This window comes from Enterococcus sp. DIV0175 (genome assembly GCF_050529075.1).
GTDB classification, from domain to species: Bacteria; Bacillota; Bacilli; order Lactobacillales; family Enterococcaceae; genus Enterococcus_B; species Enterococcus_B thailandicus.
Genome location: NZ_CP172880.1, coordinates 833,528 through 846,293 on the forward strand (window position 1 = coordinate 833,528; position 12,766 = coordinate 846,293).

Sequence of the window (12,766 nt, forward strand, 5' to 3'; positions counted from 1 at the left end):
ACGAACTATAAGCAGTAATTTATAAAACTTAGCAAGAAAATAGTAGAAAAAATAGAACAAAAAAGAAACATTTTTTTTGAATATTCGTTTTTAAAAATATTATTCAAAAAAGTAATTATTTCTGTTGCAATTTAAGAAATAGATTGCTATATTATTATTTGTTCTCTAATAATTCTTTACTTACTAACAACATTAATTTCTTTAAAAAATAGTGTTGACGAATAAAGAATGACATGTTAGAATAACAAAGTCGCTTAAGTAATAAGCTTTCAAAAGTTTGATATTTCAATAAAAAAGTTGTTGACAAATAACAAACCGAATGATAAACTTATCAAGTCGTTAAAAAAGCGGCGGAAAATTAAAAAACAAAAAGTGTTGACAACTTCTAAAGAATCTGTTAAGATATAAAAGTTGTTAAAACAAAAAAAGAATAGACCTTTGAAAACTGAACAAAGTAAGACAAACCAAATGTGTAGGGCGTCTTGATTCAATTCAAGACAACAAACATTTTTAAACAGCAAGCAATATGCTAGCAAACAAATTGAGCTTAACAATCGAAAGATTGTTCTAACTTTTATTATGAGAGTTTGATCCTGGCTCAGGACGAACGCTGGCGGCGTGCCTAATACATGCAAGTCGTACGCTTTTTCTTTCACCGGAGCTTGCTCCACCGAAAGAAAAGGAGTGGCGAACGGGTGAGTAACACGTGGGTAACCTGCCCATCAGAAGGGGATAACACTTGGAAACAGGTGCTAATACCGTATAACAATCGAAACCGCATGGTTTTGATTTGAAAGGCGCTTTCGGGTGTCGCTGATGGATGGACCCGCGGTGCATTAGCTAGTTGGTGAGGTAACGGCTCACCAAGGCCACGATGCATAGCCGACCTGAGAGGGTGATCGGCCACATTGGGACTGAGACACGGCCCAAACTCCTACGGGAGGCAGCAGTAGGGAATCTTCGGCAATGGACGAAAGTCTGACCGAGCAACGCCGCGTGAGTGAAGAAGGTTTTCGGATCGTAAAACTCTGTTGTTAGAGAAGAACAAGGATGAGAGTAACTGTTCATCCCTTGACGGTATCTAACCAGAAAGCCACGGCTAACTACGTGCCAGCAGCCGCGGTAATACGTAGGTGGCAAGCGTTGTCCGGATTTATTGGGCGTAAAGCGAGCGCAGGCGGTTTCTTAAGTCTGATGTGAAAGCCCCCGGCTCAACCGGGGAGGGTCATTGGAAACTGGGAGACTTGAGTGCAGAAGAGGAGAGTGGAATTCCATGTGTAGCGGTGAAATGCGTAGATATATGGAGGAACACCAGTGGCGAAGGCGACTCTCTGGTCTGTAACTGACGCTGAGGCTCGAAAGCGTGGGGAGCAAACAGGATTAGATACCCTGGTAGTCCACGCCGTAAACGATGAGTGCTAAGTGTTGGAGGGTTTCCGCCCTTCAGTGCTGCAGCTAACGCATTAAGCACTCCGCCTGGGGAGTACGACCGCAAGGTTGAAACTCAAAGGAATTGACGGGGGCCCGCACAAGCGGTGGAGCATGTGGTTTAATTCGAAGCAACGCGAAGAACCTTACCAGGTCTTGACATCCTTTGACCACTCTAGAGATAGAGCTTCCCCTTCGGGGGCAAAGTGACAGGTGGTGCATGGTTGTCGTCAGCTCGTGTCGTGAGATGTTGGGTTAAGTCCCGCAACGAGCGCAACCCTTATTGTTAGTTGCCATCATTTAGTTGGGCACTCTAGCAAGACTGCCGGTGACAAACCGGAGGAAGGTGGGGATGACGTCAAATCATCATGCCCCTTATGACCTGGGCTACACACGTGCTACAATGGGAAGTACAACGAGTCGCGAAGTCGCGAGGCTAAGCTAATCTCTTAAAGCTTCTCTCAGTTCGGATTGTAGGCTGCAACTCGCCTACATGAAGCCGGAATCGCTAGTAATCGCGGATCAGAACGCCGCGGTGAATACGTTCCCGGGCCTTGTACACACCGCCCGTCACACCACGAAAGTTTGTAACACCCGAAGTCGGTGAGGTAACCTTTTTGGAGCCAGCCGCCTAAGGTGGGATAGATGATTGGGGTGAAGTCGTAACAAGGTAGCCGTATCGGAAGGTGCGGCTGGATCACCTCCTTTCTAAGGAATATTACGGAGACTACACACGTTTGTCATCATTACTTTGTTCAGTTTTGAGAGGTTTACTCTCTTCATTTAAATACGGGGCCTTAGCTCAGCTGGGAGAGCGCCTGCTTTGCACGCAGGAGGTCAGCGGTTCGATCCCGCTAGGCTCCATTAACAACATTTGTTGTTAACTTTGTTCATTGAAAACTGGATATTTGAAGTAAGATCAAAACAAACCGAGAACACCGCGTTGAATGAGTTTTTTAATAAGTTCAATTGCTTATTTTTCTTGACTAGTTTCTATCGCTAGAAATGATGTCAAAACCCAACCGTAAGGTTGATAAGGTTAAGTGAATAAGGGCGCACGGTGGATGCCTTGGCACTAGGAGCCGATGAAGGACGGGACTAACACCGATATGCTTTGGGGAGCTGTACGTAAGCTATGATCCAGAGATTTCCGAATGGGGGAACCCAGCATCTTTTATAGGATGTTACAAATATGTGAATACATAGCATATTTGAGGTAGACGCAGAGAACTGAAACATCTAAGTACCTGCAGGAAGAGAAAGAAAATTCGATTCCCTGAGTAGCGGCGAGCGAAACGGGAAAAGCCCAAACCAACAAGCTTGCTTGTTGGGGTTGTAGGACTCCGATATGGTAGTTTTTTCAGATAATCGAATGACTTGGAAAAGTCAGTCAAAGAGGGTAAAAACCCCGTAGATGAAATTTGGAAGACACCTAGGAGGATCCTGAGTACGGCGGAACACGAGGAATTCCGTCGGAATCCGGGAGGACCATCTCCCAAGGCTAAATACTCCCTAGTGACCGATAGTGAACCAGTACCGTGAGGGAAAGGTGAAAAGCACCCCGGAAGGGGAGTGAAATAGAACCTGAAACCGTGTGCCTACAACAAGTCAAAGCCCGTTAATGGGTGATGGCGTGCCTTTTGTAGAATGAACCGGCGAGTTACGATTGCATGCGAGGTTAAGTCGAAGAGACGGAGCCGTAGCGAAAGCGAGTCTGAATAGGGCGTTTGAGTATGTAGTCGTAGACCCGAAACCATGTGATCTACCCATGTCCAGGTTGAAGGTGCGGTAAAACGCACTGGAGGACCGAACCCACGTACGTTGAAAAGTGCGGGGATGAGGTGTGGGTAGCGGAGAAATTCCAAACGAACTTGGAGATAGCTGGTTCTCTCCGAAATAGCTTTAGGGCTAGCCTCGGAATTGAGAATGATGGAGGTAGAGCACTGTTTGGACTAGGGGCCCATCTCGGGTTACCGAATTCAGATAAACTCCGAATGCCATTCATTCATATCCGGGAGTCAGACTGTGAGTGATAAGATCCATAGTCGAAAGGGAAACAGCCCAGACCACCAGCTAAGGTCCCAAAATATATGTTAAGTGGAAAAGGATGTGGGGTTGCACAGACAACTAGGATGTTGGCTCAGAAGCAGCCACCATTTAAAGAGTGCGTAATAGCTCACTAGTCGAGTGACCCTGCGCCGAAAATGTACCGGGGCTAAACATATTACCGAAGCTGTGGATAACACCTATGGTGTTATGGTAGGAGAGCGTTCTAAGGGCGTTGAAGGTAGATCGTGAGGACTGCTGGAGCGCTTAGAAGTGAGAATGCCGGTATGAGTAGCGAAAGACAGGTGAGAATCCTGTCCACCGAATGACTAAGGTTTCCTGGGGAAGGCTCGTCCGCCCAGGGTTAGTCGGGACCTAAGCCGAGGCCGAAAGGCGTAGGCGATGGATAACAGGTTGATATTCCTGTACCCGTTGTTTTTGTTTGAGCAATGGAGGGACGCAGGAGGCTAAGGAATGCAGACGATTGGAAATGTCTGTCCAAGCAGTAAGTCTTAGGTTGAGTCAAATGCTTAATCTTTTAAGGACAAGCTGTGATGGGGAGGGAAATAATAGTACCGAAGTTCCTGATGTCACACTGCCAAGAAAAGCTTCTAGTGAGAAAACAACGGCCCGTACCGCAAACCGACACAGGTAGTCGAGGAGAGAATCCTAAGGTGAGCGAGAGAACTCTCGTTAAGGAACTCGGCAAAATGACCCCGTAACTTCGGGAGAAGGGGTGCTGATCGTCAGATCAGCCGCAGTGAATAGGCCCAAGCGACTGTTTATCAAAAACACAGGTCTCTGCAAAATCGTAAGATGAAGTATAGGGGCTGACGCCTGCCCGGTGCTGGAAGGTTAAGAGGAGTGCTTAGCGTAAGCGAAGGTACGAATTGAAGCCCCAGTAAACGGCGGCCGTAACTATAACGGTCCTAAGGTAGCGAAATTCCTTGTCGGGTAAGTTCCGACCCGCACGAAAGGCGTAACGATTTGGGCACTGTCTCAACGAGAGACTCGGTGAAATTTTAGTACCTGTGAAGATGCAGGTTACCCGCGACAGGACGGAAAGACCCCATGGAGCTTTACTGTAGTTTGATATTGAGTGTCTGTACCGCATGTACAGGATAGGTAGGAGCCGTAGAAATCGGAACGCTAGTTTCGATGGAGGCGCTGGTGGGATACTACCCCTGCGTTATGGCCACTCTAACCCGCACCACTAATCGTGGTGGGAGACAGTGTCAGATGGGCAGTTTGACTGGGGCGGTCGCCTCCTAAAAGGTAACGGAGGCGCCCAAAGGTTCCCTCAGAATGGTTGGAAATCATTCGAAGAGTGTAAAGGCAGAAGGGAGCTTGACTGCGAGACCAACAAGTCGAGCAGGGACGAAAGTCGGGCTTAGTGATCCGGTGGTTCCGCATGGAAGGGCCATCGCTCAACGGATAAAAGCTACCCTGGGGATAACAGGCTTATCTCCCCCAAGAGTCCACATCGACGGGGAGGTTTGGCACCTCGATGTCGGCTCGTCGCATCCTGGGGCTGTAGTCGGTCCCAAGGGTTGGGCTGTTCGCCCATTAAAGCGGCACGCGAGCTGGGTTCAGAACGTCGTGAGACAGTTCGGTCCCTATCCGTCGCGGGCGTTGGAAATTTGAGAGGAGCTGTCCTTAGTACGAGAGGACCGGGATGGACTTACCGCTGGTGTACCAGTTGTTCTGCCAAGGGCATTGCTGGGTAGCTATGTAGGGAAGGGATAAACGCTGAAAGCATCTAAGTGTGAAGCCCACCTCAAGATGAGATTTCCCATTTCTTTAAAGAAAGTAAGATCCCTGAGAGATGATCAGGTAGATAGGTCAGAAGTGGAAGTACAGTGATGTATGGAGCGGACTGATACTAATCGATCGAGGACTTAACCAAGAATGGTAAAAGAAAAAAACTCGGTAGAGTTGAGATTACTTCAAATCCAGTTTTGAGTGAGCAAAAGCAAACTCAATAAGATAACACCACAGTGTGGTGGCGATAGCGAGAAGGATACACCTGTAACCATGCCGAACACAGAAGTTAAGCTTCTTAGCGCCGATTGTAGTGAGGGGTTGCCCCTTGTGAGAGTAGGACGTCGCCACGCTGGTGTTATTCCGGCATAGCTCAGTTGGTAGTAGCGCATGACTGTTAATCATGATGTCGTAGGTTCGAGTCCTACTGCCGGAGTTCTCAATTTGAGAAAAGAGTAATGAGCTTCTTTCACTCTGGAGAGTTGTCCGAGAGGCCGAAGGAGCATGATTGGAAATCATGTAGATGGTGAACGCTGTCTCAAGGGTTCGAATCCCTTACTCTCCGTTAGTAATATATCTGGCCCGTTGGTCAAGCGGTTAAGACACCGCCCTTTCACGGCGGTAACACGGGTTCGAATCCCGTACGGGTCATACAATTGAATTTGGAGGTTTAGCTCAGCTGGGAGAGCATCTGCCTTACAAGCAGAGGGTCAGCGGTTCGATCCCGTTAACCTCCATAATGAACTGGTTCCGTGGTGTAGGGGTTAACATGCCTGCCTGTCACGCAGGAGATCGCGGGTTCGATTCCCGTCGGGACCGTCATTATTTATTCAATTGATGTAATTTCATATGGCGCGGTAGCTCAGTTGGTAGAGCAACGGATTGAAGCTCCGTGTGTCGGCAGTTCGATTCTGTCCCGCGCCACCATGGAGGAGTAGCGAAGTGGCTAAACGCGACGGACTGTAAATCCGTTCCTTAGGGTTCAGTGGTTCGAATCCACTCTCCTCCATTTTATTAATAGGGGTATAGTTTAAAGGTAGAACAGCGGTCTCCAAAACCGTTAGTGTGGGTTCAATTCCTGCTACCCCTGCCATGGCGGATGTGGCGAAGTGGTTAACGCACCGGATTGTGGCTCCGGCACTCGTGGGTTCGATTCCCATCATTCGCCCTTTTTTATTGGGGTATAGCCAAGCGGTAAGGCAAGGGACTTTGACTCCCTCATGCGTTGGTTCGAATCCAGCTACCCCAGTTCTATAAATTTTATAGATTGATAATCGTATAATGGCGGTATAGCCAAGTGGTAAGGCAGAGGTCTGCAAAACCTTCATCACCGGTTCAAATCCGGTTACCGCCTTAGTACAATTTATCGAAATGCCGGCGTGGCGGAATTGGCAGACGCGCTGGACTCAAAATCCAGTGCCCGTTTAGGGCGTGCCGGTTCGACCCCGGCCGCCGGTATTACTAAGATGTTTTCATCTTAGTTTTTTACTGGGGAATTAAATAACATATGTATGATGGCGGATGTGGCGAAGTGGTTAACGCACCGGATTGTGGCTCCGGCACTCGTGGGTTCGATTCCCATCATTCGCCCTTTTTTATTGGGGTATAGCCAAGCGGTAAGGCAAGGGACTTTGACTCCCTCATGCGTTGGTTCGAATCCAGCTACCCCAGTTTATTTTAAAATAAGTTTTAATATGCCGGCGTGGCGGAATTGGCAGACGCGCTGGACTCAAAATCCAGTGACCGCGAGGTCGTGCCGGTTCGACCCCGGCCGCCGGTATCAATGAAAAACCAACATAAAAAATATGTTGGTGTTTTTTTATAGAAAATCTTTATTTATTATATTTAATGAAATAAAGATGTCTAGGACAAAATTATCCTAAAAAAAGCCTAAAATTCGTTTTTGAAAACGCGGATTTTAGGCTTTTTTAATTGAAGGATTCGTTAAGAAAAACTGTATCTTTAGTGTTGCCAGTCTCTTTTTTGCATTATAAGTTGTTTACCCATGCTTTAGCTGATTCTAGTTCTGCCATTGTTAACTCATGACCTTGATTTGAAGAATAGACATAAGTGAGGCTACCGTTACTTTCAAAAGCTTTAGCTAGTTCATCAAAAGATTCGTTCGAAACGATCGGATCCTCATTGCCATAAGAAAGCCAGACTGTTTTATCTTTACCGTCAATCGAGTGATTCTTTACACCCAGTGACATAGGATGAAAAAAGATTCCCTTAGATAGTCCGTGTTCTCTTTCTAGTAATAGGTGCGCAGCAATGTTTGCTCCGTTAGAGTAACCAAGTAGTATCCAGTCTTCTAACGGAATATTTTTTTCTACACTAATTTCTTTAATTTGCTTTAATAAGTTATCTGTTTCTTCTTCTAAATTTTTGAGATCGAATTGGTTGAGTCCATGTCGCTTAAAGAAACGGTTCATTCCATTTTCTTGGATATTTCCGCGAAACGATAAAACTGAGCTATCTGGATCAATAAATCTCGCAAGTTCGAGTAAAGAATGTTCATCTCCGCCTGTACCATGCAGTAAAATAAATTTTGCTGCATTTTTTGTTCCTTGTTCAAAAATGTAGTTCATATTGCTCACCTCGAGTTGTTATTATTTTTGTTAACGTTGCATGTTCGCATCGCTAGTATCAAAAGGTCTAACGATCTCTTCGATGGCCAAACGTTTTTCTTCAAAAGCAGGTGGTAAAGAAAGCTTTTCCCCTGCATGATTTTTCTCTTCATCTTCAAAGAAACCAGGACCGTCTGTTGCCAATTCAAAAAGCACATGTGAAGAGGCTAAAAAATATTCAGATTGAAAATAAAAACGATCAATAAAACCAGAATCAGGCAATTCTACTTGCTGAATTTGTTGAATCCAGTAGCGCAAAGCTTGCTTATCAGCAACTCGGAGTGCAAGGTGATGAATATTTCCAAAACCTTCGATTGCATCAGGTAAATCATTACGAACTTCAACAATAATGGTTGCGCCGTTTCCTCCTTCGCCAACTTCAAATTGATGGAAATTTCCTTCTTTAGCAGTTTCATGAAATCCAAGTAATGTTTTGAGAATTTGTTTAATATTTTCTAGTCGGCTGACTCGAACAAAAACTGGTCCAAGTCCGATAAGTGCAAATTGAGTAGGGACATTGCTTTTTGTCCAAGGCACACCAGCAGCAACTCCATGATTTTGTTGATCTGAAATCAATTGATAGGATTGATTATCAAAGTCTTCGAATTCTAAATATTTTTTACCAAAACGTTCCTTAATATCTGAATGAGCAACTTGATACTCTGATAAACGTTCATGCCAAAAATTTAAGGCAGAGTCGTCAGGAACACGGAAAGAAACGCGAGAAATACTATTTGTTCCTTTAGAACCTTTAGATCGATAAGGAAAATCAAAAAAAGTCATGTCTGTTCCAGGTGCGCCATTTTCATCGGTAAAATATAAATGATACGTCTCGATATCATCTTGATTAACTGTTTTCTTTGCCAAACGCAAGCCCAAAACATCAGTAAAAAAACGATAAATTTTGGTTGCGCTGGAAGTCATAGCTGTAACATGATGTAAGCCTCTAATTTGTGTGTCCATAATTGTTCCTCCAAGAAACACTTACAAAAAGTAGGTTTGATTTTCACTAGTATAGTAAGAATCTGCAGATAATGCAATTATTCTGTCCTTTTAGCAAAAGAAAAAAACGGTACCCAGCTTGGGTCCGTTTTTAGTTTGATTGAACATCTAAGATCGAATAGCTACGTACATCAAAACGATTACGACTTGTTGAATATTCAATTGGTTGACCATCTTTTAAGTAAACAATTTGTTGAACTTCTAAAATAGGATCAGTTGCAGAACAATTCAAGTATTCTTGATCAAATTCTGTGCTTTTATCTGCAGAAATTGTTCGGTAGGCACCAGCAAAGAAAATATTTAACGACTGATGTAAATAATCATAGATAGAAGATAGCAAATGCTCTTGTTTTAAACCAGGAACCAGATGGATAGGCATATAGGTATGCTCTAATATATATGGTTCATTTTCTAAAATTCGTAATCGTTGAATATTGTAGACAGGTTGTTCAGGCTGAATCATTAAATGTTCTTGTATTTGTTCATTTGGAAATTCAACGTCGAACTGGATAACTTGACTAGCTAATGACTGCTGACGTCGCGCCATCTGATGACTAAGCCCCTCGTATTCATTGGCTGGAGAAGTATCTTTTTTGAAAAAAGGATGGTTCAAAACTTTTGTTCCAGAACCTCTCTGGGAATAGACGAGACCTTCCATTGCGAGAATATTGATTGCTTTTTTGATTGTCATACGACTAGCATCAAATTCTTTGACTAGGTCAGTTTGATTTGGTAAAAAACTATCTGGTGGGTATTTTTTTGAGCGAATACGATCTCTTAATGTGTTCGCTATATCTTCATATTTTGGCACGACATTCACCTCTCTTTGAGTATAGCGAAAGTTGGAACAACGAACAACTACTAGAAGAAAGAAGTGAAAAGAAAAAGACCAAATCCATTAGACACTATCCAATGCTTTGGTCTTAATTTTGTTGTTTTAAATATCAGTCACGGGTTGTTTATCTAAAACTTTCAGGAACGGATACCAAATTAGTCCAACAATAATGAAATCAATCACTTGTAAAAGACCACCCAACCATGAATTAGTTGCAAGAATACCACTAGCGACGATTGGGACAGTCCATGGCACAGAAACACCGGTTGGAGGAGGAACGATTCCAGCTGCCATTACTAAATAGTTCAATGTGGTCACAACAAGTGGTGCAATCACCCAAGGTATTAAAATTGTTGCATTCAAAACAATTGGTAAACCAAAAATAGCTGGTTCATTGACATTAAAAATACCAGGTGCAAGGGCAAGTCGGCCAACGTCACGGTACTGTTTTTTCTTTAAGAAGAAAGCCATAATCAAAACTACGGCCAAAGTCATTCCAGATCCACCAAGTCCAACAGTAAATGTTTCCATAAAAGGTTTTGTAATAATGTGCGGAAGGTCTTTACCAGCTTGATAAGCTTCTAAGTTATCTAACATTAAAGTATTCCAAATTGGATCCATTACTGAGTTGACGATGATTTGTCCATGAAGCCCGAAGAACCATAAAAATTGAACAAAAAATAAAGCGAGTAAAGTTGCTGGCAAGCTACTACCAAGTCCTGTTAAAGGTTTTTGGATTACTTCGTAAACAACATCGTGTAAGTTAGTAATGAACATACCAGTCACAAGTGCGTTGATAAATAAAAAGACTGTTAATGTTACAACAGCAGGAATCAAAGCAGCAAAAGATTTCGTAACTGCAGGTGGCACACCATCAGGCATTTTGATTTGCCAGCCACGTTTTGTAATACGACAATAGATTTCCGCTGCTAAGAAGGCAGCAATCATGCCAATAAACATTCCTTTGGCGCCAAGTCGATCAAGTGTAAGTACACCGGAAACTTCCTCGCCACCAGCTGTAGTCATAACAAACGGAGTAAGAATCAAAAAGCTAGCAAAAGAAACAGCTCCACCAAAAATACCTTCAACGTCATAAGATTTAGATAAATAATAGCCAATACCAAAAGTAACAAATACTGACATGATACTCATTGTTGCATTTTGTCCATTTCCAAAGAGAGTAGATAAAGTTCCTTTGGTCGCATCATTGAAAAATGGAAGATTATTGATAACTACAACAATTGAACCAAACATTGTTAATGGAAAAGAAAGCATGAAAGCATCACGTAAAACGGTCAAGTAACGATTTTGCCCTAAGAGATTGGCTAAGGGCATGATTTTTTCGGAAAGTTTGTCCATAAATCCATTCATATTTTTCACCTCTAAGTTTTTTGCAATCGATTACAAACAAAATATAGCATCGATTTATGTAAATGTCTAGTCATTTGTATAAAAAGTGTTGATTTTTATTTATTCCTCAGATAAGATAGCGTTATCAACTAAAAAGCGAGGACCTTTAAAATGAAAAAATATAACTTTCCAAATAACTTTTGGTGGGGATCTGCTGCAAGCGGCCCACAAACAGAAGGACGCATTGCTGGAGACGGCAAAGGTGAAAACATTTGGGATTATTGGTATACAAAGGAACCAGAAAAATTTTTTAATGAGGTTGGCCCAGATAAAACATCACAGGTTTATACAAAATACAAAGAAGACATCCAATTGATGAAAGAAACAGGCCATAATTCATTTAGAACATCTATTCAATGGAGTCGATTAATTCCAAAGGGAACAGGAGAGATTAATCAAACTGCGGTCACTTTTTATCGAGAATATTTTCAGGGATTACGAGAAAATGGTATTGAACCATTTGTAAACTTATATCATTTTGATATGCCCTTAGCTTTGCAAGAAAAAGGTGGTTGGCTCAATCGAGAAACAGTGGATGCATATGCGAACTATGCTAAAACCTGTTTTGAGCTATTTGGAGATATTGTTAAAATCTGGTTTACGCATAATGAACCAATCGTACCTGTTGAGGGAGGGTATTTGTATCAGTTTCATTTTCCAAACCATATTAATTTGAAGGAAGCAATTCAAGTTGGTTATCATGAAAATATTGCGAGTGCTAAGGCAATTCAAGCTTATCATCAACTGAATCAATCAGGAGAAATCGGGATTATTTTAAACTTGACACCAAGCTATCCAAAGGATAATGGCAATCCAGAAGATGTCAAAGCAGCAAAAATTGCGGATGCGTTTTTTAATCGTTCCTTTTTGGATCCGGCTGTCAAAGGAGAATTTCCAGAAGATCTAGTTACAATTATTAAAGAATTAAACTTGCTTCCCGAAATTGTTCCAGGGGATCTAACATTGATAAAAGACAATACTGTTGATTTGTTAGGAATCAATTATTATCAACCACGACGGATCAAAGCAAAAGAAACACCGTTGGTCAATGTAGTATCACCAATGCCAGAAGACTTCTTTGATAATTATGAAATGCCAGGTAGAAAAATGAATCCCTATCGTGGTTGGGAAATTTACGAAAAGGGAATCTATGATATTTTAACGAATACGCGAGAAAACTATGGTAATATCAAATGTTTCATTTCAGAAAACGGTATGGGCGTCGAAGGAGAAGAACGATTTGTTAATGAGTTTGGTATAATTGAAGATGATTATCGTATCAAATTTGTTAAAGATCATTTGAAATATGTTCATCAAGCAATTGAAGAAGGAGCAAATTGTGTCGGCTATCATATGTGGACGTGCATGGATAATTGGTCATGGACAAATGCATATAAGAATCGTTACGGCTTCATTTCTGTTGATTTAGATAAAGAAGGGGCGCGTACCATCAAGAAATCTGGTCATTGGTTTAAACAAGTAGCTGATGATCATGGATTTGATTGATTAACCAAGCAATGAAGTAAATTATGAATGTGAAAGGCTGGAGGAAATGTCAAAATTTTTCTCCAGTTTAATTTTTTGGTAGGGTATCATTTCACTTCTGGGAATATTCGCAGTAGACTAATAGTAGAACGAATGAGAAAGAAGTGGAGAA

The 12,766-nt window shown here is 42.5% G+C and carries 5 protein-coding genes, 16 tRNA genes and 3 rRNA genes; 20 read left to right on the top strand and 4 right to left on the bottom strand.

Going from position 1 to position 12,766, the window contains the following annotated elements:
* Positions 1 to 575: 575 nt before the first annotated feature.
* The 19 genes from IGJ76_RS04030 to IGJ76_RS04120 all read left to right on the top strand — a co-directional run bounded on the left by IGJ76_RS04030 (position 576) and on the right by IGJ76_RS04120 (position 7,015).
* A 16S ribosomal RNA gene (locus IGJ76_RS04030) occupies positions 576 to 2,136 on the top strand.
* An 83-nt stretch (positions 2,137 to 2,219) separates the two neighbouring features.
* A tRNA-Ala gene (locus tag IGJ76_RS04035) sits at positions 2,220 to 2,292 on the top strand.
* 173 nt (positions 2,293 to 2,465) lie between these two features.
* Positions 2,466 to 5,380, top strand: a 23S ribosomal RNA gene (locus IGJ76_RS04040).
* 92 nt (positions 5,381 to 5,472) lie between these two features.
* Positions 5,473 to 5,588: ribosomal RNA gene (gene rrf, locus IGJ76_RS04045) — 5S ribosomal RNA — on the top strand.
* Together the 16S, 23S and 5S rRNA genes with 16 tRNA genes alongside form the textbook arrangement of a ribosomal RNA operon.
* 9 nt (positions 5,589 to 5,597) lie before the next feature.
* Positions 5,598 to 5,671: transfer RNA gene (locus tag IGJ76_RS04050), tRNA-Asn, on the top strand.
* Between the two features lie 40 nt (positions 5,672 to 5,711).
* A tRNA-Ser gene (locus tag IGJ76_RS04055) sits at positions 5,712 to 5,800 on the top strand.
* A 14-nt stretch (positions 5,801 to 5,814) separates the two neighbouring features.
* A tRNA-Glu gene (locus IGJ76_RS04060) sits at positions 5,815 to 5,886 on the top strand.
* 13 nt (positions 5,887 to 5,899) lie between these two features.
* A tRNA-Val gene (locus IGJ76_RS04065) sits at positions 5,900 to 5,972 on the top strand.
* A gap of 9 nt (positions 5,973 to 5,981) precedes the next feature.
* A tRNA-Asp gene (locus tag IGJ76_RS04070) sits at positions 5,982 to 6,054 on the top strand.
* Between the two features lie 32 nt (positions 6,055 to 6,086).
* Positions 6,087 to 6,162, top strand: a tRNA-Phe gene (locus IGJ76_RS04075).
* A 1-nt stretch (position 6,163) separates the two neighbouring features.
* Positions 6,164 to 6,244 (top strand) — tRNA-Tyr (locus tag IGJ76_RS04080).
* Between the two features lie 10 nt (positions 6,245 to 6,254).
* Positions 6,255 to 6,328, top strand: a tRNA-Trp gene (locus IGJ76_RS04085).
* A 2-nt stretch (positions 6,329 to 6,330) separates the two neighbouring features.
* Positions 6,331 to 6,403, top strand: a tRNA-His gene (locus IGJ76_RS04090).
* A 9-nt stretch (positions 6,404 to 6,412) separates the two neighbouring features.
* A tRNA-Gln gene (locus IGJ76_RS04095) sits at positions 6,413 to 6,484 on the top strand.
* 34 nt (positions 6,485 to 6,518) lie between these two features.
* Positions 6,519 to 6,589, top strand: a tRNA-Cys gene (locus IGJ76_RS04100).
* A gap of 19 nt (positions 6,590 to 6,608) precedes the next feature.
* Positions 6,609 to 6,693: transfer RNA gene (locus tag IGJ76_RS04105), tRNA-Leu, on the top strand.
* Between the two features lie 59 nt (positions 6,694 to 6,752).
* Positions 6,753 to 6,825, top strand: a tRNA-His gene (locus tag IGJ76_RS04110).
* 9 nt (positions 6,826 to 6,834) lie between these two features.
* Positions 6,835 to 6,906, top strand: a tRNA-Gln gene (locus tag IGJ76_RS04115).
* Between the two features lie 25 nt (positions 6,907 to 6,931).
* Positions 6,932 to 7,015, top strand: a tRNA-Leu gene (locus IGJ76_RS04120).
* Positions 7,016 to 7,223: 208 nt separating this feature from the next.
* Here the strand turns inward: IGJ76_RS04120 and IGJ76_RS04125 are convergent.
* From IGJ76_RS04125 to celB, 4 genes are all read right to left on the bottom strand, one after another.
* The gene (locus IGJ76_RS04125; protein WP_430596738.1) at positions 7,224 to 7,823 is read right to left on the bottom strand and encodes an alpha/beta hydrolase; all 600 of its coding nucleotides are present in this window, start codon (positions 7,821 to 7,823) and stop codon (positions 7,224 to 7,226) included.
* Positions 7,824 to 7,853: 30 nt separating this feature from the next.
* Positions 7,854 to 8,825 (bottom strand): ring-cleaving dioxygenase, encoded by a 972-nt coding sequence (locus IGJ76_RS04130; protein ID WP_430596739.1) that lies wholly within the window; start codon positions 8,823 to 8,825, stop codon positions 7,854 to 7,856.
* A 130-nt stretch (positions 8,826 to 8,955) separates the two neighbouring features.
* Positions 8,956 to 9,675: a GntR family transcriptional regulator gene (locus IGJ76_RS04135; RefSeq protein WP_067484773.1), complete on the bottom strand. Its 720-nt coding sequence runs from the start codon at positions 9,673 to 9,675 to the stop codon at positions 8,956 to 8,958.
* Between the two features lie 126 nt (positions 9,676 to 9,801).
* Positions 9,802 to 11,070, bottom strand: coding sequence for a PTS cellobiose transporter subunit IIC (celB, locus tag IGJ76_RS04140; protein WP_430596740.1), 1,269 nt, complete (start codon positions 11,068 to 11,070; stop codon positions 9,802 to 9,804).
* Between the two features lie 150 nt (positions 11,071 to 11,220).
* On the opposite strand from celB, the gene IGJ76_RS04145 reads away from it, so the two are divergent.
* Positions 11,221 to 12,615 carry a glycoside hydrolase family 1 protein gene (locus tag IGJ76_RS04145; protein ID WP_218658140.1) on the top strand — a complete coding sequence of 465 codons (1,395 nt, stop codon included), beginning with the start codon at positions 11,221 to 11,223 and terminating at the stop codon, positions 12,613 to 12,615.
* Positions 12,616 to 12,766 lie beyond the last annotated feature (151 nt).